This window comes from Agarivorans sp. Toyoura001 (assembly GCF_005405585.1).
Classification (GTDB): domain Bacteria; phylum Pseudomonadota; class Gammaproteobacteria; order Enterobacterales; family Celerinatantimonadaceae; genus Agarivorans.
Map to the genome: position 1 here is coordinate 92,676 of NZ_BJEQ01000011.1, position 22,164 is coordinate 114,839.

The window sequence follows — 22,164 nt, forward strand, 5'->3', positions numbered from 1 at the left end:
TTGCCTAGTTCATGGCCAGTAATACCCGTTTGGTATTATCTAGCTGTTCAATACGGGCTTTAGCAATAGGCATAAAGCGTTGCTTTTGCTCTCCTTTAAGTGGGGTCGAGGTAGGAAGCTTAACCGTACGCGGGTTTTTATGTACCCCATGTACCAAGAACTCATAGTGTAAGTGCGGGCCAGTAACTCGGCCTGTTGCTCCTACAGTACCAATTTTCTTGCCCTGTTTTACTCGCTGGCCGGTTTTTACGTAACGTTTATGCAAGTGCAAGTACTTGGTGACATAAGCGCTGCTGTGCTGAATAAACACATAATTACCGTTGTATTTGCTGTACCCCGACTTGGTGACTCGGCCATCGCCAGCGGCTTGTACCGGCGTGCCCACTTTAGCGGCGTAATCGATGCCGTTATGAGCGCGTACTCGGCCGGTTACTGGGTGTAAGCGGCGAGGGTTAAAGCTAGAGCTTATGTATTTAAAGTTAACTGGAGCGCGTAAAAAGGCCTTACGCATTGGCCGGCCTTCAGGGGTGTAGTAATTGCCATCGTCGTGACGAACAGCTCGAAATACATCGCCTTGATTGATAAATTCAGCGGCAATGATATCGCCATTGCCGGCGTATTGGCCGTCTACGTATAGCTCTTCAAACAACACCATAAAGCTGTCATTTTTGCGAATGTCTAAGGCAAAATCGATGTCCCAGCCAAATACTGCGGCCAAGTCCATTATTTGGCCTTGGCTTAGCTCGGCGCTAATACCGGCATTCCAAAAACTTGAGTTAATGGTGCCACGGGCAAAGTTAGTTCTAGTTTCTAACTCTTGTGTATCAATGCGAGCGCTAAATTGGTCTTGTGAGTCACGTTCAATGATCAGAGTTTGATATTTTGATTGAGGGTAATGCAATTCGATAAGCTGATCGTTGTCATCGAGGTAAAAATCTAGGGTATCACCGGGGTGAACGGTACGTAATTTACGCGCTTCGCCGCCTAGTTGATCAATGTTGTGCAAGGTGCGGGCGCTTAACCCCACGCGGGAAAAGATTAACGCCATGCTATCGCCAGATTTAACCGTTTGGCGTTTAAGCGTATAAAAGTGCTCTTGTTCTAGTGGCGTTTGATCAGACTCAATGGCCAATTCTAAAGGGTAACGTACGCCTAAATGCAATTCGTTGCCTTGCTGAATTTGCTCAAGCACTGCAGCTGCATCATTTAAATCGACCTCACCGCCGCTTGAATCTGGCTCGATAACGGCCTTAGCTGTTAAAGGCGTACCTTGTTCTGATGCAAAGGTATGTGTTTCAGGATTTGCCTCAGGGGCAGGTTCGTTTTTGACAAGCTCCGTGGCTGCAGCTTGGCTAGGTTGCGGAGTCTTTGCTACTGACTCCACTTCAGGCGATTTAGCACTAGGCTGTTGCTCCGCTTCTTTAAGTTGCTCAGCTACCTTGATTTGCTCAATAGACGGCTCAGCTTTGGTTTTAATTTGCGGCGTTAAGGGTTCAACGCTTTGCGTACTGCTTGCTGCTGCAGATAAGTCTATGCTTTGGCGCTGGCTGGCACTGGGAGAACTTTGCTCGCTAGGGAAAAGAAGAGCAGCCACTACTACAAGAAAGAGAATGATTAAGATTCGGCGGTGGCGTTTGGGTAATAAGCTTTGCAATCTACTTCCAACATACAAACAAGTGATTACGGCGATTGTAGCCAGATGCTGAGGAGAATGCCAGATTCTACATCGCAAGCCGTGAGCTATAAGGGATACAGCGCAGCGGGTGGCCAATTTGGCGCAGCTTGATAAGTACTGGTGCAATATCGATTTTAGTTGCTTAACCCGCAGTTTTATTAAGGAAAAGTCACCAAAGAATAAATGTTGGTGAATGATTAAACAGTGGCTTGTTTAACAAGATAAATAACCAAATACCTCTTTAGGGGTGGTGGTGTCTATCGAATGACCATGTGAATGCTAAATTAGCTCAAAGCTGGCACAAGAATTCCATTACTTATAACGAAGATTTTTCTTCACTCGTATATGCTCTCGTCCCACTCGGTTTATCTGAGTGGGTTTTTTTTCGGGTTTTATCTAGCATGCTACACAGTGTGTTTACGCTTTCTAAGGTGCGAAGAGTGAGGCGATGCGCCTTATCGGGATCTAGTTGGTAAATATTGTTATGTTTTACCGCCTGCAATTGTGGCCATTTATCCCACGAATGAGTAAATTCCCACTGGGCAACAATAATGGCTTCAGGATCTGCACTTAATACCCACTCTTCAGATAGCAGCGGGTAAGGGGCAACGGCTTCGGCCATAATGTTTTCCCCGCCGCATAAGCGAATACCATCGTCTATCCAGCTTTTGGCTGAAATACTCCGTAATGGCTGGTACCACATTTGATAAAACACACTCACAGGGCGTTGCGATTGGTACTGTTGGGCTAGTTGTTCCAGTTGCTGCTCGGCATAGTGGCTAAGCCTTTGGCCTGTTTCTGGTTCGCCCAATATTTCGCCTAACGTGGCGAGTTGCTTGGGTAGCGTAGCCAGTTGCTTGGGCTGAGAGACAAACACGTCAATGTTCAAGGCTCTTAGCTTTTGCGCCAAACTTTCTTGGTTGCCTTGTTTCCACACCAACACTAAATCTGGTTTCAATGAAATAATGCTTTCTAAGCTGATGTATTGATAATTGCCAATGCGTGGCAGGGCTTTAGCGGCTTCCGGGTAGTCTGCGTAATCTACCGTGGCAATCAGCCTATCGCCAGCGCCAAGGGCGTAAACTTGCTCGGTTAAATGTGGCGCTAAGGCAATAATACGTTGTGGTTTGGCCTGCAAGGTGGAACTAAAAAGCAAGCATACAGCCGCCAGGAATAGGGCTAAGTTTGCGACAATAAAACGCTTATAAGTAGATAACACGAACAAGGTAAATTGGGCTTAAGATCAATAAGAACAGCAGCGCACTCATATTGAGTTTTAAGGCTAAGCGATCAAGCTCTGCTGCTTCTGGGTATTGTTTGGCGGGGCCAAAGCGCGCTTGTTCTACTTTTTGCTGCTGATAGTGGCGCGGGCCGCCTAATTCACTTTGTAAGCTGCTAGCACTCACGCTAATTAACTTACCACTGGCGCTGTAAGGCCAGCGAAAACCTTGGCTTAAGGCTGCTTTGTTACGCGAAAGCTTGCCGTAAAAACAAATAATTAGCGCCAATAACTGGAAAGGCAGCCAGCTCAGTGCCTGATAAAAGCGGCTGGCACTGTTGCCAAATTGGCGATACTGGGAGAGTTTTGGATTCCAGGCTAGGTGTAACTCACTAATTATTCTGTAGATTAAGGCTGGCACAATGCCACCCAACATAAACCAAAAAATCACGCCAAACCAATTGGCTGCCAACCTCAGTAGCAACATTTCTGCCGAGGCCTTAGCCACACCTACTGCCGATAAGCCATCACAATCGCGTAATACCCAAGGCCTTAAAATGCCACGGGCTTGCTGATGTAGTTGCTTATTCAGTAGCAAGGTAATTCGATGAAAGCTATGCATAGGGGCTTGCCACTGTAATAAACACAGTAGCAATAGTGCGTCTAACAAGGCACTCAGAGGGTTAAGTTGATTGAATAAGGCAATGCCTAAGGCAAGAGGAGTTAACACTGTGAGCAAGGCAATAGCACCTGCTAAGCGTTGTTGTTTGGGGCCGTTGGTACTGCGATTGACTTTATTTGCTAGTTGTTCGCCAAACCAGCGAATCAATAACATTACCTGGCCAAATCCTCGACCAGGTAATAAACGTTCTAGGGCAATACCCAACAACGGTAAACTTAGGCTTAACCACAGCCAGGAGTGTTCATCCATTATTTAGTGAGTTTCTCTAACATGGCTAATACCAATGCGGTTGAGTGTTTAGCGGCAGTTTCTAAAAACTCATCGAATGATGATGGTGATTCTTTACCTGCAATATCAGACAGCGAACGAATCACCACAAAGGGAACATCGGCCAAATGACAAACTTGGGCAATTGCAGCGCCTTCCATTTCAACTGCTGCCATTTTTGGGAAGTCTGCACGAGCTTTGGCTACACGCTCTGGGTCGGCCATAAAGATATCGCCAGTACAAATTTGTCCGCGAACAATTTGGTGACCAGAAAGCTGAGTGGCGGCTTGTTCTGCTACCTCAATTAATTTCGCGTCGGCTTTATAGGCTGCTGGGTTAGCAGGGAGTTGACCCATTTCATAGCTAAATGCAGTTAAGTCTACATCGTGGTAACGCAGTTCATCTGAAATAACCACGTCACCTACTTTTAATGAGGGGTCAAAGCCGCCAGCAGAACCAGTGTTAATCACTTGGGTTGGCTGGTAGCGTTGCAGTAATACAGTGGTGGCAATGGCGGCAGCTACTTTGCCAATACCTGAACGAGTTACAACCACTGGGTGCTGGTTTATTTCACCGCTGTAGAACTCACAACCAGCAAAACTATAGGTATCACAATTGTCGATCAATTCACGAAGTGCAACCACTTCTTGTTCCATAGCACCAATAATTGCTGTAGTCATAACCGTCTCTTTATCAAAAGGAAAAATCAGCGGAATATTACCACAAGCAGGGGTAAGGAACAGCTAGAGATCGCGCACAAATACCCGTTGTGATTTGCGCTGTTTAAAGCCAATGTGCTGATAAAATTGATTAGCTTGCTCGCGAGTGGTGTCACAGCGTACTCGAATATCTCCAACGCCATGACTGGCAGCCCAATGGCGACACTGTTTAACCAGTCTGCGGCCAATGCCTTGCTGCTGAGAGTCTTGATCAACCACCATACCGCCAATTTCGGCAAAGGGTAAAGAGCCTAAACGTAGAGCAATAAATACATGTATCCAGCCAACAATTTGCTCTTCTTCGTTTAAGTAAACAAAAGCTTGATGAGTGGAGTTTTCCAAAATACCGTGAATATTGGGTAATACAGTTTGCGCGGATGGATTGTAGCCTAGCTGTTTTGCTAGTCTCGCAATATCTGCCGCGTCCTCGATATGTACCGGACGAATCTGCATAGCATTCCTTAAAATGTGTTAAAACCAACCAATGGTTTTATACAACCATAGTTACCGACATAGGCAGTGAACTGCAAGCAGCTTAGGTAAGATTTATGACTTTTTTAAGACAAAAGGCAGGATTATATTGAGTGTTTAGTCAAAATTGGCCTTGCTTCATCATTGGAACAGGCACTTAAATCTCTACGTTAATAAACTAACGCATTCGAATATTATAAAATTAGGGCGAATGGGTGCTAAAGCAGTTTGAGGAAAATGACCCAGTATGAGGGCTAATGCTTGGCTCTGCATCGGGCAAGTAACTCTAGATAGGCTAGATACAACATAACCAAGCCAAGAAAAAATCCAATATAGAGCATTATTGATCCTCTTTATTTGGGGGGCGTTATTGGTGACCCGTTATGGCCTTTAGCTAAAGTGTTCCCTATTTCGTGGTAACAGAGCAGCTCTAAGTTATATTCACGCAGAGCTGCTCTACTTCCTAAGGAAAGCTATTTCTATTTAGAGAAGTCTACGTAGAAGGTCTTCTTCTCTAGATATTGCTCGAAGCCATATTTGCCGTCTTCGCCACCAGAACCACTTAGTTTGTAACCATTGTGGAAGCCTTGATGTTGTTCTCCGTGGCCACGGTTTACGTAAATTTCACCACATTCCAAATCGTTGACTAAGTCCATCACCATTTTGATTTTGTTGGTGAAGATCATTGCCGAAAGGCCATATTCAGAATCATTGGCGTAAGCAACAACTTGATCAAAATCGTCAAATTTGACCACCGGAAGAATAGGGCCGAAGATTTCCTCGTGTACCAAACTCATATCTTGCGTTACGTTGGTAAATACGGTGGGTTCAAACCAATAGCCTTTTTCAAACCCTGGGCCAGTTAAGCGCTTACCACCGCAGGCTAAAGTTGCACCTTCTTCTAAAGCTTTAGCGGTCATGGCTTCCATATTGGCCAACTCTTTAGCGCTGACTTTAGGACCCATGTCGCTATCTTCATGCATCGGGTCGCCAACTTTTATGGCTTTCACTTTGGCAACAAATTTTTCCATGAACTGATCGTAAATGGCTTGGTGTACATATAAACGCTCATTACAGGTACACACTTGGCCACAGTTATCAAATTTTGAGCCTAGTGCTGCATCTACTGCGGCATCAATATTGGCATCTTCCAATACAATAAATGGTGCTTTACCGCCCAGCTCTAACTGTACGTGAGCGAGGTTGTCAGACGCTGCACGCACAATGGCTTGGCCAGCAGGGGTGCTACCAGTCATTGAAATCATGCTGGTATTAGGGTGGCGAACTAAGGCATCCCCTAAGGTACGGCCGGGGCCTGTAACCACGTTTAATAAACCCTTTGGTAATCCGGCTTTGTCTGCCAGCTTAGCCAGCTCAAGTGTGGCCAGTGGCGTCTCTGTGGTTGGTTTTACAATAATCGCGTTACCGGCTACCAAGGCAGGGCCAATTTTCCGCCCGGCCAAGGCTAGCGGGAAATTCCAAGCGGTAATGGCTACCACCACTCCACGCGGAACCTTGTGGATCCAAATATGCTCGTCGGGATTATCTGATTCAACAATGTCGCCTTCAATGTGGCGCGCCCATTCGCAGGCATATTCGATGAACGAGCAGGTTACATCTACTTCCATACGGGCGACTTTAAGTAGCTTGCCTTGCTCGGTTACGAGCAACTTGGCTAGCTCGTCGCGATGGGCTTTTATTTCAGCCACTAGATCTAACAGCTTTTCAGCACGTTTACGTGCCGGCAGTTTTCGCCATTGCTTTTGCGCTGCCACCGCTGCATTCATAGCGAGTTCTGCATCGGATTCATCGCCATTGGCGACCGTTGCAATCACTTCTTCAGTTGAAGGATTGATCACCTCAACACGCGCGCCAGAATTGGCATCAAGCCAAGTCCCGTTAATGTACATCTGATAATTCTTCATGAACGACCTATCTATAAAAGGGATCTTTGGTTGAGCAGGTTTATCTGCCCAACCGCTAAGTTACTGAATAAATTTAAAGCTTTGATGTTCTGAACCGTCGCAGCTGCCTAATGACAGTTGCTTACCGTTTTTCTTCGATGCTTTTGCCATCTCTAAACATTCACCGGTGGCGAGGTTTTTAATGCTGAACCATTGTTGCCCTTGGTTAGTGACTATCCAAGACTGAGCTGTAGACTGCGAATCACACGTTTGCTGACGCAGGTCTTGTTTTCCTTCGCGGGCTGCAACACAGTAGTTATTGGCTGCATTTTTGATGCTTATTTGCTGGCCTTCTGCTGCTTGCTCAACAAAGTTGAATTTTTGTTGTTGGCTGCGATGATCGCAATAATTCTGACGATAGCGTCCCCCTTTTTCTGAACGCGGATTTCTAATCTCAAAACATTTGGTGCTATGTCGAAGACTTAAACCGGCCGCTTCGCTAGGTAAGGTGACTGGCGTTAATGCTTGATCGCCTTGTTTTGCCTTTACGGGACTGTACACACGAACCCAATCCACTAACATTTTGTTTTTGGTCTCATCGGCTAAATCTGCGTCGCTAGCAATGTGGCCAACACTAGAGCGCCAATCATGATCTTCCATATCAATGATCATAAACATTTCGCGGTCTAGACCGAGGCTTTCGGGATCTTTTAACGAGCTTTTGGTAAGGCGGCGCACTAAGCGACCATCGATATAAAACTCAACATTCCAAGGATCTATCCAATAGGCGCCAAAACGATGAAAGTTGTCGCGGTAAGGCGCTTCTGTAGGCAGAAAGTGATGCTGCTGAGAGCCTACGTCTTTAATGATCAAGTTGCTTTCTTCATCGCGAATAAAGACATGATAGTTGGTATTTGCATGCCGAGAATGCTTGTGATGATTGGCACGATCGCTACCGTATATCTCCAGAATATCCAGCTCCCGTTTGTCATCAGGGCTAAGTAACCAAAAGTTAGAAGATAATACTTGGTTGGCTACTTTTACTTTTGCTTCCATATAAACAGGATAGATAATAGGCGTTTTTGAGGTTACTACGCCCAAGTGTACTTTATCGGAATTGGGTTTTCTGGCGGCTTTGATAACCAGTTTTCCATCTACAATATCAGAATGGGCTGAGCTCCATTCGGTTAAACCAGGGCCGGTCCAGGCATTGTGATAGTGGTCATTCCATTTATCGCTAAATTGTTGGCTTTTACCCTGGTAGTTAAAATCATCAGAGAAGGCTTCAACTAGCTCCCAAGTATTACCAAAGCCGGGATCGGCTGGCACTGGGTAGTCAGCCCAGTCTTTGGCTTGAACAGTAAACAATAAGCTGGTGGCGACAATTAAGGCGGTGTTTCTAAAAAGCATGTTGGCTCATACAGTTAAAATGTGTAAACCAATTCTGCCAGTTATTTGGCAATTAATCTGCAAACTGGTTAACATTTGTTTCAATTGGTTGATCTATTTTGTAGTGAAACAGAAGAAGGTTTGTGAAAAGATTGAAAGGTTATGCTTTTTGATAAACGCGAGATGTAAAAAAGGCCAGCTATTGCACCTAGCTGGCCTTTTAGTTAGCAGTTAGCGATTAACGGCTTAGTTAGCCCAAATCACCAAACCGAATAGTTTCTTACCGCGCTTAACTACTGAGTATTTACCGTAAAGAGCATCGCTGGCTTGCAAAGTAAGTTGCGGGTCGGTGAGTTTTTCACCATTAACCGATACCGCGCCGTTGCCAATAAACTCACGCGCCATTTTGTTTGATTTAGCTAAGTCAGCCATTGTAAGTAGCTCTACTAAACCAGCTTCGCTTTGTTCAAGCTTAGTACTTGGCAGGCCATCTTGAGCCAGTTGCTCTAGATCTGATTCGCTAAGAGAGGCTAAGTCACCAGAGAACAGAGCTTGAGTAATGCGCTCTGCAGAGGCTAAACCTTCTTCGCCGTGAACAATGCGGGTCACTTCTTTCGCCAATATGCCTTGTGCTTCTGGACGACCTTGAGCGGCTTTATCTCGCGCTTCAATTTCAGCAATCTCAGCAACATCAATAAAGGTGAAGTAGCGTAAGAATGAATACACGTCGGCATCAGCAGAGTTAATCCAGAATTGGTAAAACGCGTAAGGCGAGGTGCGTGCTGGGTCTAACCAAATAGTACCAGTTTCGGTTTTACCAAATTTAGTGCCGTCAGCTTTAGTGACTAGCGGCATGGTTAAACCATATACCTTGTTGCCGTACATGCGGCGCGCTAGGTCGATACCGCCGGTAATGTTACCCCATTGGTCAGAACCGCCAATTTGTAAGGTAGTGGCTTCTTTATCGCTCAGCTCGGCAAAGTCGTAAGACTGAAGCAACATGTAGCTAAATTCGGTGAACGAGATACCCGATTCATCACGGTCGATACGCTGTTTCACCGATTCTTTTTTGATCATGGTATTTACACTGAAGTGCTTGCCCACGTTACGCATGAAGTCGATAACGTTAACTTTACCAATCCAATCTAGATTGTTGATCACTTTCGCTGAGTTAGCTTGCTCGCTAAATTCAATAAACTGGCTAACTTGCTTTTGTAACTTGCTTACCCAGTTAGTCACAATGTCGTCACTATTAAGCTTACGTTCGGCTGCTTTAAAACTTGGGTCGCCAATTAAGCCTGTGGCACCGCCTACTAAGGCAAGCGGTTTGTGACCAGCAAGTTGGAAGCGCTTAAGCATAAGCAACGGGACTAGGCTACCAATGTGCAGGCTGTCGGCTGTAGGGTCAAAACCACAATACAGGGTGCGGGCTCCACTAGAAAGGTGTTCGGCCAGTTCTTCATCGGCTGTGCATTGAGCAACTAAACCGCGCGCCTTAAGATCTTCTATTAATGGATTAACCGTTGTTGTCATAATTTAACCTGTTTGTATTTCTGTACCCTAATGGGCGTAAACAATTTTGAGGCGAAGATTCTACACCTAAGTACTAGCTAAAAAAACTGCTTAGTAGACTTAAGCGCTTTTAAATGCTCGGCTTATTTGATTTTTCCACTGCTAAGCTCATCGGCTAAATCTAGCGGCGCAACAATGGTGCCTTCGCCAGCAAAGCTAGGCGCTATTGCTAAATCAAAACCGTCGTTGGCCATACCTGGTAGCCATTTTTCAGTTAAGTCACTCAAAGATATCGCTAAGGCGTTAAAGCTTGAATGATCTTTGCTAGCCCAGTGCTCGGCTAGTGCTTGTTCGCTCCATAGCAACAATACTTTCTCGTCACCGGTTTCAATGATTAGGCAGCCTTGTTCGTCGCTTAAGGTCCAAACTTGCTGGGTTTTACGGGCCTGCTCAATAAACTGCTGGTAACGCTGTTTAGTGGTGAGGCGGCTGTTTTCTTCAACTGATGATGGGGTGCTCATGGGCAATCCTAAGTGCTAAATTGGCGGCGCGTAGTATAACAGCTTAGCGGCAGCAAAATAGTGCTTAAATCTTACCCTCTCTTGATCTAAAGCGGCGCAGCTTAGCGGCCCACACAGTAGACTGGCGGCGGTTTTTTAAGGCTGGTTTCAGCGATTTAGAGTAAGTGGTTGTTGTGCAATTAGATTTATATGTAAACACTTTAGGGCGTCATCTTAAGCAACGCTTTGGTGGCAAGGTGCGTAAGTTAAGTGTGGATGGTGATTTTACCTGCCCTAATCGTGACGGCAGCATTGGCAAGGGCGGCTGTACGTTTTGCAACGTAGATGCTTTTGTTAAACCCGAACAGCAAATGATGCCAATTGGCGAACAACTGGATGCGCGCAAAGCTGAGCTAAAGCATAAAGACATTCGTTATCTGGCTTATTTTCAAGCTTATACCAGCACTTATGCAGAAGTGGAATATTTGCGAAGCATGTATCAACAGGCTTTGGCTGACGACTCAGTGGTGGGCTTGTGCATTGGTACTCGACCCGACTGTGTGCCAGAAGCTGTACTGGAAATGCTGGCTGAATACCAAGCCCAAGGTAAAGAAGTGTGGCTAGAGTTGGGTGTGCAAACCGCACATGATGAGACCTTAAAGCGAATTAATCGAGGCCACGATTTTGCCGCGTTTCAACAAGCCGTAGCGCGCGCTCATCATCATGGTTTAAAAGTGTGTGCACACCTTATTTTAGGGTTGCCGGGCGAAGGGCCAGAGCACTATATACAGACCTTGAATGCAGTGCTGGGTGAGCAAATCGCTGGTATTAAGTTACACCCGCTACATGTTGTAGAGGGCAGCACTATGGCGAAAGCGTGGCGTGCTGGGCGTTTAACGACCTTGGGTCATCAAGAGTACATTGAGCAAGCCGTTCGTTTGATTCGCCATACACCTACCGATGTGGTTTACCATCGGGTCAGTGCGCATGCTCGTCCACCCATGTTACTCGCGCCAAGTTGGTGTGAAAACAAATGGTTAGCGCTAACCGACATTGCTAAAAAACTGGCGGCAGAAGGTTCGCAAGGCAGTTCTCTTTAAGTAAATTTTTGTTCGTGAATGTGAGCTAATTACCTGTTTAGTAAATGATTATTTTCTTAAGTAATATAATCGGGTAAAGTAGCTGCGGTTGCAAAATATACGGACAATCAATGCAAGGAAGTTTTTATCCAGAAATCTGGATGCAAGCCACTATCGCCTTACTTAGCGTATTGCTGGCGGTGGTTATTGTTATGTGGGCACTGTCTCGCAGGAAGGTGTCTGCCCAGCGCGCCGCCATGGAAAAGTCACCCGCGGCTCAGTTAATTCTCGATCTTCATGCCAAACAAGTGAAGTTTGCCAATCCGCGTTTTTGCGAATTGTTGTTACTCTCAAATAACGGCAACAACTGGCAGTTTTCCGATCCGGAACATCTAGAGCAGCTACTTGCCGTGATGCGGCCCTTTAAGGCTAAAGGCGATGTTGAAGGGGTAAACTGGTTAGTTACCTTAAACGACCAGCCTAAAGTATTGCTGCTTTATGCTGTGCTGCAACAGCATCAAGGTCGCGAAGTATGGTTTATTAATGCATACGAAAATGCTCAAGGATATTCCTACTTAAACCGAATTGAGCAAGAGCAAAAGCTGTTTGCTAACGTGCTTAACTCTATCCCCGAGTTCATTTATTTTAAAGACGCAAACGAGCGCTTACTCGGTTGTAACCAAGCTTGGGCGGGCTTTCATGGCTTAAAACCCGGAGAGCTGGCTGGAAAGCGCTTGAGTGATTTTTTAACCCGTAACGAGTTAGAGCGTACTCAGCATTACGATCGACAAGTACTCGCCGGAGAACAATGCCAACACACCGAGTGGTTTAGTGCCCCCGATAGCCGACAAATTTTATTACAAAACCATGTTTATCCGCTGCGTAATCAACAAGACGAAGTGACCGGTGTGCTGAACGTTTCTTACGACGTGACTAAGTGGCATGAGTTAAACCGTAAGTTAGAACAAGAAAACCAAAACCGGGTGAGTTCAGAGCGGGAATTAGGGCGACAAAACAACCTGATTCGCACGGTATTTAATTCCACTCCCGATCCACTCGGCTTTATTGATGACAAAGGCCACTTTATTGGTGGTAATGAACCGTTCGCTAAAATGTTTAACTACACCAGTGACGATTTACTGGGTAAACACATTACCGAAGTGCTGAGCGAAGAACAGCTAGAGCAACATCAACACCAAAATAGCCAGATTTTGACTGATGGCAAACCAATCCGTTACGAAGAGTTGGTGTATCTAGATGATGGCCATCAAATTTGGTACGAGGTGATTAAAGGCCCTTACTTTGATGATGTGAGTGGCGAACGCGGGATTATCTTCATCACTCGTGATGTTACCGAGCGTAAAGCCACAGAGCAGCAACTGGCTGATGCGATTATGCAGTTGCAAGAATTAAGCTTTATCGACAGCCTAACTCAGGTGGCTAACCGCCGAAGTTTTGATGAAAAACTCAGCCAACTTTGGCTGACTCATCGCCGCGAGAACCTTGAGTTAAGTTTGCTATTACTTGATATCGATTGCTTTAAACAATACAACGATAACTATGGTCACCAGCAAGGTGATGAAGCGCTGCGCCAAGTAGCTAAATTGATTAGTCGCTCGGTAAAACGTGGCTCCGACTTAGTGGCGCGCTACGGCGGCGAAGAGTTTGCTATTTTATTGCCACACACCGGTGCCGAGGGAGCGAGAAACATCGCCGAAAATGTGCTTAAGTATATGGCTGAAGCAAAAATTCCACATGAGTATTCGGAAGCAAAAGAGATTGTTACCGTGAGCATAGGGGTGGCCACGGCATTACCTGAACAAGGTATGGATTATGGCGAGCTAGTAAGAGTGGCAGATTTGCAATTGTATCGGGCTAAACACCAAGGTAAGGCAAGGTATTGTAGCGTTGGAGATAGTTGTAGTGAGAGCTTACCGAACACTTAATCGTTCACTTAGTCGGTGAAGTAACAAAGGCATTTCAAATAGAAATGCCTTTGTTGTTTTAGTAAGCCAGATAACCTTGGGAAATGCCTTTAGTGACTACACTCACTGCGTCATGTGCATGTAAGCTTTCTAAGTGATTCACTCGTACCCAAAAATCGGCGATGTCTTGAGTTTGATTTAGCGTATGTTGTAAGCGGCGAGCCGCATCTTCACAAAACATTAAGTTTTGCCCATTTAGTCGAGCAAACTCTTGTTCGTCTTCACGTTTAACAGCCGCTTGTACCGGTGTTTTTAGGCTGTTTTCTACCGCATCAATTAAGCTAATGAGCGGCAAGTCACTGGCTTGTTCACTTAGCTTTACTTTGATTTGAGCAATACTGCGTTGGCTGTGAGGCGTGGCTACTATGCCTTCGTTACTGCCAAGCCATTGATGTACTGCTTCGCCAGATACCTGTTGCTTACCAAATTTGTCGGCAAAGGCTTCTTGAATGAGTTGTCTAGACAAGGCTGCCGAGCACGGGCAGGTGGATGAATAAGGAACTTCTACTGATAACTCAATATCAGTGAGGCCTTGGCGGCGAGTGGCTTTTATTTGGGTGGGGTAGGCTTTCCAACCCGTTTTGCCCGACAGTAAAGATTGTCGACGCAGGTGGTAGTCAAATTTGAAGCTAACTTGCGCCTGGTCACTTAATTCTTGATGACTCTCAATAAACTGATCCAAAACGTGGCCCAATCCCGCATAATCCAATACGTCTTGGTTAGACAGTTGGTCCAGTATCAAATAAAGGCGCGACATATGGATGCCTTTCGCCTGTGGGTCATCCAAGCTAACAAAGGCTTCAATGTGAGCACTAACGCGACTAGGCGCTTGGTCTTCAAATGCCAACATAATCGGCATTTCAATTTGACTCATGCCTACCCAATCCAATTTACCTTCGGTTTGGGCGCGGCTTGAATTCGCTATGTCAGGCATTACAGTAGACATGCACTTAGTACTCCACAGGCTTAATGCGCAAGGCAACTCACTTAGCGCATTGGGTTTACTCGAAAAAAAGATGGGCTGTTATACCATAAAACCTAGTTTAATATTAACCATCTTTATCCTATGGATTTGATGTCAGTAGCCTTGGTTACTGCCTGTAAGAAAAGGAATCGGCTGGAATGACGCCTCTTAAGAACTTAGCCACTTATTATGTTCATCTATTATCTCGACTCGGCATTGTTAAATTTAGTATCAGCTTAGCCAGCGCGGTTATTTTGGTCGCCTTAGCGATACAAATGAGTGTGACCTTTGCGCTTACCGGACAAGTTTCGGCGGTGGATCTTATTCGCTCGGTGTTTTTTGGTTTGATTATTACTCCTTGGGCGGTGTTTTTTATGTCGGTGGTGGTGGAGCAAATTGAGGACTCTCGTCAGCGCTTAAGTAAGATGATCCGCAAATTGGAAAAAATGCGGGCGCGTGATTTACAGCTAACCAACAAGCTTAAAGCCAACATTAGCCAGCTTAATAATGAAATTGATGAGCGAGAAAAAGCCGAAGCGGCACGTGGCCAAGCGATTCGCAACCTTGAGCAAGAGGTTAAGCAACGCCAACAAGCTCAGCAAGAGCTAGAAGAGCATTCTGCTTTGCTGCGCAGCTTCATTGATAGCTCGCCAGACTTAGTCTATTACCGAAATGAACAAGGTCAGTTTTCTGGCTGTAACCTAGCGCTAGAGCAGCTAGTAGGACGCTCGGAGAAAAAGCTCATCGGCTTAACCCCTTATGACGTTTATCCAGAAGATATCGCGGACAAAATTGTCGAAACCGACCATCAAGTGTTTGATAACGATGAGCAGCTTACTTACGAACAATGGCTGGAATATCCCGATGGCCGCAAAGCCTTTTTTGAGCTGCGTAAAGTACCGTTTTATGGGCGCAACGGTAATCGCTTAGGCTTACTGGGTTTTGGTCGCGATATTACCGAGCGAATGGCCCATCAGGCTAATATTGAAAAAGCCAACCGCGACAAAACCCAGTTTATCTCAACACTGAGTCATGAACTGCGCACACCATTAAATGGTGTTGTGGGTTTAAGCCAAATGTTGCTCGACACCCCGCTCGATGATGCGCAACGCAAACATGTAAATACTATTTTGCTTAGTGCCACTACCTTAGGGAATATTTTCAACGATATTATTGATTTAGATAAGCTTGACCGTCGCCGTTTTGCCGTTTCGCTAGAGCCTATGGACTTTAAAGCTCTGGTCACTGACATCGAAACCTTGACCGAGATGCAGTTGCAAAGCAAAGGCCTCGATTTTGTGTTTGAACAAATCGGCCCTATCCCCTCAAGCATCGTGGGGGACCCAACCCGCTTGCGCCAAGTATTGTGGAACCTTACGCATAATGCTGTGAAGTTTACTGAAAAAGGTGAGGTTGAGCTTACCGTTAAAGCACAGGCAGTGGATGAGCAACAGGTACAGCTAGATATTAGTATTCGAGATACAGGACCGGGTATTCCTGATGATCAATTAGAACAAATTTTTGCCATGTACTATCAGGTTGAAGGCAGCAAATCGGCCACTGGTACAGGGATTGGTTTGTCGGTGTCGCGCCAACTGGTTCGGGCTATGGGCGGAGATATCTCTGTGACGAGCCACGAGGGTGAAGGCTCTTGTTTTACCGTGAGTTTAGTAGTGAAGCTTGACGCGATTCCCGATGAAGCGGAACAAATTGATCATCCACCATTAGAAATTTTGCTGGTGGAAGACGTAGAGCTAAACGTCACTATTGCTAAAGCGCTGCTAGAGAAACTTGGCCATTATGTCGTGGTTGCCATGACCGGTAAAGAAGCGCTAGCGGCCTTTGAACCAGACATGTTTGACTTGGTTTTACTCGATATTCAATTGCCTGATATGACCGGTTTTGATATTGCTAAGCAATGGCAGCAGCAATATCAGGCAGCAGATTTACCGCCATTAGTAGCACTAACGGCTAACGTGGTAAACAGCAAAAATGAGTTTGCTAAAGCCGGCATGGTAGATGTGATTCACAAGCCCATTAACCAAAATGCAGTGGTGCATTGTTTTAATCAGGTATTTGCGGTTGGTGAAGAAGCAGTCGTCGAAGAAATTATTAGCCCCAAGCAAGCCTTGAGCCGCAGCTCATTACCGATTCTTGATTTAGATTTGGTGGAGCAGTTTTGCGATACCATTGGGGTGAAAGTGCTGAACGATAGTATTAACCTGTTTAAGCAGGTGATGCCTGATTACATGAAAATCTTAGAAAGTAACTTATTTGCCAAAGACAAAGATGGTATTGCCTCGGAAGCGCACAAAATTAAAGGTGCGGCAGGGTCTATTGGCTTAGCGAGGATCCAACGTTTAGCCAATAAAATTCAATCGCCAGAGTTACCAGCTTGGTGGGATAACGTAGAAGATTGGATACTTCAATTAAGCCATGATTACCCAGAAGATCTAAAGCTACTAGATAAAGCCATTGGTGACTATTCCACATCTGTCGATTAACTCACTATGCCCAAGTTAACAGCGCTAATAGGTATTAGGCGCTAGGCTAGGTTCACTAGCAGTAAAATCATTACTGGGCAGAGTAGGCTTAAGATAAAACCGCTAGCGATGGCGGCAGGCACCAATTGGTTGCCTCCCGCGCGTTGTAGCATAGGCAATGAAAAGTCCATGGCGGTTGCGCCGGCGTAACCGATAGTCGCCGCTGGCGAGCGCTGCATTAAACTGGGAATAAGCAGCAAGGTTATTAACTCTCTACTCAAATCAGCAAAGAAAGCGGTGCTGCCAATCAGTGGTGTTGTGGCTTTGCTCAGCAATGCACCCGATAAAGAGTACCAGCCAAATCCGCTACTCATGGCTAAACCTATATTGATCGGCAGTTCGAATAGGTAAGCGGTTATTGCTCCCGCGGGTAATGAACTCGCCACTACCACTAGCGCAATGATTAAACCACGCCGATTGAGTACTAATTGACGCAAGCTAATACCTGCACTGCGCAGCTCAATACCGATGCAAAAGATTAAGATGATTAACGCGTATTCCGCCAATACTGATTGAGCAGGTAAGGTTTGTTGGTAGCTTATGCCTGCTAATAAACCAACCACTAATAATGCAATCAGCACTAGCGGTTCTTTAAACATGGCCAACTTGCTATTGCTTTTTCGATGCTGAGGCTCAGCCTTAGGCATGGCTAAGTAGCGGCCCACAAAAAACAAAGCAGAAAGGTTGAACACCAATAGCAAGCCTACTAGGGTGGCTGCTTGGCTAAATAACTGAACAATGTTTTGCCCAAGATTCTCGATAAAGGCTAAGCCGTAGCCCATTAAAAATAAGATCAGGTACAACATCCAGCTACTTAGTCGGCGAACAGAGGCCAAAATGGCGGGATGTTTTACAGGAATGACATACCCCACAATTAATGCACCTAAAATCATTAATAAGCTGCTATACATCTCTGTGTCCTTACTCAAGCGGAGCTGAAATATAGCAGCAAAATGAAACTCTCACCAGTGAACAACTAGCGCATAGTGTCGACAGTATTTTGTAGAGGGTTATTTTTTATTAGCAGAACGAAAAGGCAGGCTAAGTAAACCGCTAAGTTGTTGGTTATCCTCAGCCTTTGGCCAATGGCTTAAACCAAAACGAAGACCAGAATGGCCTTGCTGAGGCTGTGCCACATAGCTATTAAACAGGCGGTCCCAAATGGAAAGGTTAAAGCCGTAGTTTGCATTGTGTTCATGGCGAAACCGCGAATGGTGTACTCGGTGCATATCAGGAGTGACCAGTAGTTTTCTGACAACGGCATCTAACTTAAGTGGCAGTTTTAAGTTGCTGTGATTAAACATCGCCATGCCGTTAAGGATGACCTCAAACAAAAATACCGCCATTACTGGTACACCCAGCAACACAATAAAGCCAAGTTTAATCAGCATTGATAGCACTATTTCAATGGGATGAAAGCGCAGGCCTAAGCTAACATCGTAATCGGGGTCGACATGGTGCATGCGATGTACCCGCCATAGTAGCGGTATAGCGTGAAATAAACGGTGTTGCCAATAAATGGCGCAATCTAGCAATACAATGGCTATGGGAATGCTTAAGTAAGGAGATAAGGTGAGTTGATTGAGTAAACCAAGCTGGTGTTGAGCGGCCCCATGGGCGAGGGCTAGCGTTCCGATGGGAAAAATAAGTTTAATCACTAAGCCATTAATCATTATTAAGCTTAAATTGGCTGGCCAACGTTGTTTGCGAGAAATAACTCGAGTATGCCTAGGCCAGAAGACTTCTAGCAGCATAAAAAGAACTAATAAACCGGCGAATATAATGAGTCGCCACAGATCGAGAGATTGCATAAGCCGAAGTATACTAAGCGTCATTGAAACAACAAGTAAAGCTACGCTAAAATGACAATAATCAAAATAAGGGAATTGACTCTTATTTGAGGAGAGCAACATGGATTTACAAAATTGGTTAAAAACCGCAGCTCAATCCTTCGATATGCAACTTGGCATTATTAGCCGTATTCAAGACAACCGTTATGAAGTGTTAGCCGCATACTCCAGCCTAGATTTAGTTAAAGCGGGTGACGAGTTTCCAGTGGATATGACCTATTGTGCTGATGTAGTTAGCAAAGCCCAAATAATGGCCTATCATCAAGTAGGGGCAATGACCGAGATGTGTTTGCACCCTTGTTACCAAGCTATGCACTTAGAAAGCTATATAGGCACGCCACTTTTGGTTGATGATTGTATCGTCGGTACCCTTAACTTTTCATCCCTAGAGCCCAGAAAACAAGGATTCTCAGAGCAAGATAGGGAAAAAATTCAACAACTAGCGGCTGAATATCTAAATTTTTCTAATTCTCAAGTTGATTAAACTTGTTAAAGAATTTACATTTTGTTCCCCTTTTTTGATAGCGATAACAATCTACACTTTTAGAGCAGGCTATTTTCTTTGTTTGCTTTAGTATTATTAAGTAATCGTAAATCCTGCTTCAGGGAAGAACATAGTATTTATATGAGTGATGACTGAGCCGTATGACGAGCCCAAAAACCGATATTCGAACTATCGAGATTGATGCCTTAAAAAAAGGCATGTATGTGGTCTCTATTACCAGTCAATCTGGAAAAACCAGCGTAGCCCAATCAGGCCGAATTACCCAAGCCGAACAAGTAAAGTTACTTAAACGCAAAGGGGTAAAAGTGGTGTCGGTAGATTGGTCTCGTAGCGTTTTTGAAGACGATAGTTCCCAAGCAAAAACCACCGAAATTAACTCCGCGAGTAGTAAGGTTAAAAAACTTAGCGGCGAAAGCGAAAAGCTTGCCGCCAAAAAGTTGTTTAACGAAGCCAAAAGTTTACAAACTAAATTTTTTAGGCAGCTACAACAAGGCGAACCCATCGACATTGAGCCGATGGAGCGTGCCGCAGAAGGCTTAATTGACTCTTTAGAAAACCAAAGTGGTGCGATGTTGTGTTTGGCTAAAATTAGGGCCAAAGACAAATACCTGATGGAGCACTCCTTAAATGTAGGCATGTTACTGGCGTATTTTGGTCGCTCCTTAGGGATGAGTAAGTCGGTACAAAAGCAATTGCTTATGGGTGGAATGCTGCACGATATAGGTAAAATTAATACGCCTGACGAAATCCTGCATAAACCTGGCAAACTTACCGACGACGAATTTGTCATCATGCGTGAGCATGTTGTACACAGCCATAATATTCTTAAGGTGCAGGAAGGCATTAGCAAAATCATGCTGGAGATCGCCAGCAACCACCACGAGCGTTTAGACGGCTTAGGTTACCCTAACAAGCTGAAAGGTGAGCAGTTGTCTAGCTACACCCGTATGGCTAATATTGTGGATTGTTACGACGCTCTCACCGCTGACCGTGTTTATAAAAGTGGTATGCCGCCTACAGCGGCGTTCCGTATCTTACTGAGTGGAGTAGGAACGCAGTTTGATAAAGTGTTAATTGAGAAATTTATTCGCTGTATGGGGGTTTACCCAGTAGGCACTTTAGTGAAACTCAAATCCAAGAAATTGGGTGTGGTGGTTGAGCGTAATGAGCTGAAACCCTTACAGCCTATTATTAAACTGGTTTTTAATGCCGCGACCAATACTCATACTGAGGTTAAACTTATAGATTTAAGTAAGTACAGCCATGAAGAAATTGAGGGCGCAGTATCGCCCAGGGATTATGGTATTTCTTTAGACCGGTTTCTTGCAGAATAGAAAAAGGGTTAGCTGCTAGGCTAACCCTTTTAGTATTAGTGGTGATGCTTCATCTTATGCATCACTTTGTTTATCGGTACTTGCAGTTGTTGTTGGCTACCATCAGAAAAATCGAGAGTTAGCTGCAACTCTTCACCTTCTTTAAACGGTATCTGCAAATCAAACAACATTAGGTGTAAGCCGCCGGGCTTAAGCTCCACCATTGTGTTGGCTGCTACTTTTATTTCCTTTACTTGGCGCATTTTCATCACATCGCCGTCCATTAACATTGTATGCAGTTCAACCCGCCCTGCGGCAGGCGTCGCTGCAGCTACCAAGCTAATATCTTGGTCTCCGCGGTTATGCAAGCTAAGAAAAATAGCGCTTGTGGGAGCATTTGGCGGGGTAGCGCGGGCATAAACCTCTTTAACTGCTATTGAGCTTTCAGCAGCAACACTATAAGCACTGAATAAGAGGCTGATAACTAGCAAAAACGGTCGCATAAATAGTCCTTGTTATTGAGGGAGTAGCTGCTGAATTTTGGCGACAACAGGAGCTGGGTCTAAGGTATGAGGAACTTTGGCTAACAGTTCTCCATCCGCATTGATAAAATAAAAGAAAGAGCTGTGGTCTACGCTGTATTCAAGTTGTGAATCAGGAGTTTCTACGTATTTGTAATAAACCCCTAAGGCTTGAGTTAACCCTAAAAGTTGCCCTTCTTGTGGGCTTAAACCAACAATGTCTGGGTGAAAGTAACCTGCGTAAGTGCTTACCGTAGCAGGGTCATCTCGTTTAGGGTCAACACTAACAAACAAGCTTTGTAGTTGCTGGCGTTGCTCTTCAGACACTTCTTGTAAAGCTGCACTCAATATTGCCAGTGAAGTAGGGCATACGTCAGGGCAATGGGTAAAACCAAAATAAGCGATATAGAGCTTTTTGTCGGCACTAAGCTGGCTAAAACGGCCATCACTGCTTTCAATCTTAAATAGACTGGTTGGTACGGTTGCAATCACTCTGGCTGAAGCAGTTTGTGTAAAGGGTTCAGGCGGGGCTGAGAACCATTGAAAGCTCATTACACCAGCTAAACCACTGACTATTATCACTGCTATCCATGCTAGGTATTTCATTGACTATCCACCTCAAAACTTAGGGCCACAGGACGTTTAGGATCAAGTGACACAATTTCAGCGCGCCAGCGCATTTTTCCAGTATTACAAATGGGCAGCAGCAAGTCGGCTTGGTACAGTCCATTGTCATTGGGCTCTAAACTGACACTGACTTCACCCATGTACATCTCAACGCCTTGCAAACTAAGCGTTAATGGTGGCGGGTTTGACTGACTAGTACTGAGCTGTATTTGTTGCACTAACATTGCTGGCAAGCTATTCGTTGGTAGTTGTAGTTGCCATTGTTGATCGGCGACTTGCCATTCACAGCTTGCGTTTTGCAATTGTTCACAGTGACTAAACTCAACACTTGCTAATTGCTGTTGTTGCCAGTAACTAATACCTAATCCAAGGCCAAATGCGCCAGTAATTACTGCTAATACCAGTAACAATTTTTGAATTAAACCAGTCATTTATGCTT

Annotated in this window: 20 protein-coding genes; 5 read left to right on the forward strand and 15 right to left on the reverse strand. The window is 45.0% G+C overall.

Annotated elements, in window-relative coordinates; all coding sequences use genetic code 11:
• Positions 1 to 4 precede the first annotated feature (4 nt).
• From FFR00_RS13795 to FFR00_RS13835, 9 genes are all read right to left on the reverse strand, one after another.
• Positions 5 to 1,654: a peptidoglycan DD-metalloendopeptidase family protein gene (locus tag FFR00_RS13795; RefSeq protein WP_137673989.1), complete on the reverse strand. Its 1,650-nt coding sequence runs from the start codon at positions 1,652 to 1,654 to the stop codon at positions 5 to 7.
• 337 nt (positions 1,655 to 1,991) lie between these two features.
• Positions 1,992 to 2,831 carry a cobalamin-binding protein gene (locus FFR00_RS13800; RefSeq protein WP_161985171.1) on the reverse strand — a complete coding sequence of 280 codons (840 nt, stop codon included), beginning with the start codon at positions 2,829 to 2,831 and terminating at the stop codon, positions 1,992 to 1,994.
• Between the two features lie 46 nt (positions 2,832 to 2,877).
• Entirely contained in the window at positions 2,878 to 3,825 is a 948-nt protein-coding gene (locus tag FFR00_RS13805) for a cobalamin biosynthesis protein (protein WP_137673991.1), read from the reverse strand.
• Positions 3,825 to 4,523 (reverse strand): 5'-methylthioadenosine/S-adenosylhomocysteine nucleosidase, encoded by a 699-nt coding sequence (mtnN, locus tag FFR00_RS13810; protein ID WP_137673992.1) that lies wholly within the window; start codon positions 4,521 to 4,523, stop codon positions 3,825 to 3,827. The genes FFR00_RS13805 and mtnN overlap by 1 nt, the downstream gene beginning before the upstream one ends.
• A 63-nt stretch (positions 4,524 to 4,586) precedes the next feature.
• A complete protein-coding gene (locus tag FFR00_RS13815) occupies positions 4,587 to 5,015 on the reverse strand; it encodes a GNAT family N-acetyltransferase (RefSeq protein WP_137673993.1) in 429 nt (142 codons plus the stop codon).
• Between the two features lie 497 nt (positions 5,016 to 5,512).
• The gene (gene aldA, locus FFR00_RS13820) at positions 5,513 to 6,958 is read right to left on the reverse strand and encodes an aldehyde dehydrogenase (protein WP_137673994.1); all 1,446 of its coding nucleotides are present in this window, start codon (positions 6,956 to 6,958) and stop codon (positions 5,513 to 5,515) included.
• 60 nt (positions 6,959 to 7,018) lie between these two features.
• Positions 7,019 to 8,347, reverse strand: coding sequence for an RICIN domain-containing protein (locus tag FFR00_RS13825; protein ID WP_137673995.1), 1,329 nt, complete (start codon positions 8,345 to 8,347; stop codon positions 7,019 to 7,021).
• 225 nt (positions 8,348 to 8,572) lie between these two features.
• Positions 8,573 to 9,859 (reverse strand): tyrosine--tRNA ligase, encoded by a 1,287-nt coding sequence (tyrS, locus tag FFR00_RS13830; protein WP_137673996.1) that lies wholly within the window; start codon positions 9,857 to 9,859, stop codon positions 8,573 to 8,575.
• Positions 9,860 to 9,981: 122 nt separating this feature from the next.
• Complete coding sequence (locus FFR00_RS13835; protein WP_137673997.1) at positions 9,982 to 10,359, reverse strand: DUF2750 domain-containing protein; 378 nt, start codon at positions 10,357 to 10,359, stop codon at positions 9,982 to 9,984.
• 173 nt (positions 10,360 to 10,532) lie between these two features.
• On the opposite strand from FFR00_RS13835, the gene FFR00_RS13840 reads away from it, so the two are divergent.
• Together FFR00_RS13840 and FFR00_RS13845 are read left to right on the forward strand one after the other, a co-directional pair.
• Positions 10,533 to 11,438 (forward strand): TIGR01212 family radical SAM protein, encoded by a 906-nt coding sequence (locus tag FFR00_RS13840; RefSeq protein WP_137673998.1) that lies wholly within the window; start codon positions 10,533 to 10,535, stop codon positions 11,436 to 11,438.
• 110 nt (positions 11,439 to 11,548) lie between these two features.
• The gene (locus FFR00_RS13845) at positions 11,549 to 13,363 is read left to right on the forward strand and encodes a diguanylate cyclase domain-containing protein (RefSeq protein ID WP_137673999.1); all 1,815 of its coding nucleotides are present in this window, start codon (positions 11,549 to 11,551) and stop codon (positions 13,361 to 13,363) included.
• Between the two features lie 58 nt (positions 13,364 to 13,421).
• Here the strand turns inward: FFR00_RS13845 and folE2 are convergent, their stop codons facing one another.
• Positions 13,422 to 14,348, reverse strand: coding sequence for a GTP cyclohydrolase FolE2 (gene folE2 / locus FFR00_RS13850; protein WP_137674000.1), 927 nt, complete (start codon positions 14,346 to 14,348; stop codon positions 13,422 to 13,424).
• A gap of 176 nt (positions 14,349 to 14,524) precedes the next feature.
• On the opposite strand from folE2, the gene arcB reads away from it, so the two are divergent.
• On the forward strand, positions 14,525 to 16,870 hold the full coding sequence (gene arcB / locus FFR00_RS13855; RefSeq protein ID WP_137674001.1) for an aerobic respiration two-component sensor histidine kinase ArcB: 2,346 nt from the start codon (positions 14,525 to 14,527) through the stop codon (positions 16,868 to 16,870).
• A 41-nt stretch (positions 16,871 to 16,911) separates the two neighbouring features.
• Here the strand turns inward: arcB and FFR00_RS13860 are convergent, their stop codons facing one another.
• Complete coding sequence (locus tag FFR00_RS13860; RefSeq protein ID WP_137674002.1) at positions 16,912 to 17,820, reverse strand: lysine exporter LysO family protein; 909 nt, start codon at positions 17,818 to 17,820, stop codon at positions 16,912 to 16,914.
• 99 nt (positions 17,821 to 17,919) lie between these two features.
• On the reverse strand, positions 17,920 to 18,720 hold the full coding sequence (locus FFR00_RS13865; RefSeq protein WP_137674003.1) for a sterol desaturase family protein: 801 nt from the start codon (positions 18,718 to 18,720) through the stop codon (positions 17,920 to 17,922).
• Positions 18,721 to 18,820: 100 nt separating this feature from the next.
• Here FFR00_RS13865 and FFR00_RS13870 point away from each other — a divergent pair, with 100 nt between their 5' ends.
• Both FFR00_RS13870 and FFR00_RS13875 read left to right on the forward strand, forming a co-directional pair.
• A complete protein-coding gene (locus FFR00_RS13870; protein ID WP_137674004.1) occupies positions 18,821 to 19,243 on the forward strand; it encodes a GAF domain-containing protein in 423 nt (140 codons plus the stop codon).
• A gap of 161 nt (positions 19,244 to 19,404) precedes the next feature.
• The gene (locus tag FFR00_RS13875; protein WP_137674005.1) at positions 19,405 to 20,598 is read left to right on the forward strand and encodes an HD-GYP domain-containing protein; all 1,194 of its coding nucleotides are present in this window, start codon (positions 19,405 to 19,407) and stop codon (positions 20,596 to 20,598) included.
• Between the two features lie 35 nt (positions 20,599 to 20,633).
• On the opposite strand, the gene FFR00_RS13880 is transcribed toward FFR00_RS13875, so the two are convergent.
• The 3 genes from FFR00_RS13880 to FFR00_RS13890 are packed head-to-tail and all read right to left on the reverse strand — an operon-like array spanning position 20,634 to position 22,156.
• Positions 20,634 to 21,080, reverse strand: a complete 447-nt coding sequence (locus FFR00_RS13880; protein ID WP_137674006.1) for a copper chaperone PCu(A)C — start codon at positions 21,078 to 21,080, stop codon at positions 20,634 to 20,636.
• A gap of 12 nt (positions 21,081 to 21,092) precedes the next feature.
• Entirely contained in the window at positions 21,093 to 21,704 is a 612-nt protein-coding gene (locus tag FFR00_RS13885; RefSeq protein WP_137674007.1) for an SCO family protein, read from the reverse strand.
• Complete coding sequence (locus FFR00_RS13890; RefSeq protein ID WP_137674008.1) at positions 21,701 to 22,156, reverse strand: hypothetical protein; 456 nt, start codon at positions 22,154 to 22,156, stop codon at positions 21,701 to 21,703. Before FFR00_RS13890 ends, FFR00_RS13885 begins: the two co-directional genes overlap by 4 nt.
• Positions 22,157 to 22,164: the final 8 nt, after the last annotated feature.

Bases quoted from the DNA above. Each gene is read 5' to 3' on its own strand.
- FFR00_RS13805 (WP_137673991.1), bottom strand. From the start codon at position 3,825: ATGGATGAACACTCCTGGCTGTGGTTAAGCCTAAGTTTACCGTTGTTG.
- mtnN (WP_137673992.1), bottom strand. From the start codon at position 4,523: ATGACTACAGCAATTATTGGTGCTATGGAACAAGAAGTGGTTGCACTT.
- FFR00_RS13815 (WP_137673993.1), bottom strand. From the start codon at position 5,015: ATGCAGATTCGTCCGGTACATATCGAGGACGCGGCAGATATTGCGAGA.
- aldA (WP_137673994.1), bottom strand. From the start codon at position 6,958: ATGAAGAATTATCAGATGTACATTAACGGGACTTGGCTTGATGCCAAT.
- FFR00_RS13825 (WP_137673995.1), bottom strand. From the start codon at position 8,347: ATGCTTTTTAGAAACACCGCCTTAATTGTCGCCACCAGCTTATTGTTT.
- tyrS (WP_137673996.1), bottom strand. From the start codon at position 9,859: ATGACAACAACGGTTAATCCATTAATAGAAGATCTTAAGGCGCGCGGT.
- FFR00_RS13835 (WP_137673997.1), bottom strand. From the start codon at position 10,359: ATGAGCACCCCATCATCAGTTGAAGAAAACAGCCGCCTCACCACTAAA.
- FFR00_RS13845 (WP_137673999.1), top strand. From the start codon at position 11,549: ATGCAAGGAAGTTTTTATCCAGAAATCTGGATGCAAGCCACTATCGCC.
- folE2 (WP_137674000.1), bottom strand. From the start codon at position 14,348: ATGTCTACTGTAATGCCTGACATAGCGAATTCAAGCCGCGCCCAAACC.
- arcB (WP_137674001.1), top strand. From the start codon at position 14,525: ATGACGCCTCTTAAGAACTTAGCCACTTATTATGTTCATCTATTATCT.
- FFR00_RS13860 (WP_137674002.1), bottom strand. From the start codon at position 17,820: ATGTATAGCAGCTTATTAATGATTTTAGGTGCATTAATTGTGGGGTAT.
- FFR00_RS13865 (WP_137674003.1), bottom strand. From the start codon at position 18,720: ATGCAATCTCTCGATCTGTGGCGACTCATTATATTCGCCGGTTTATTA.
- FFR00_RS13870 (WP_137674004.1), top strand. From the start codon at position 18,821: ATGGATTTACAAAATTGGTTAAAAACCGCAGCTCAATCCTTCGATATG.
- FFR00_RS13875 (WP_137674005.1), top strand. From the start codon at position 19,405: ATGACGAGCCCAAAAACCGATATTCGAACTATCGAGATTGATGCCTTA.
- FFR00_RS13880 (WP_137674006.1), bottom strand. From the start codon at position 21,080: ATGCGACCGTTTTTGCTAGTTATCAGCCTCTTATTCAGTGCTTATAGT.
- FFR00_RS13885 (WP_137674007.1), bottom strand. From the start codon at position 21,704: ATGAAATACCTAGCATGGATAGCAGTGATAATAGTCAGTGGTTTAGCT.
- FFR00_RS13890 (WP_137674008.1), bottom strand. From the start codon at position 22,156: ATGACTGGTTTAATTCAAAAATTGTTACTGGTATTAGCAGTAATTACT.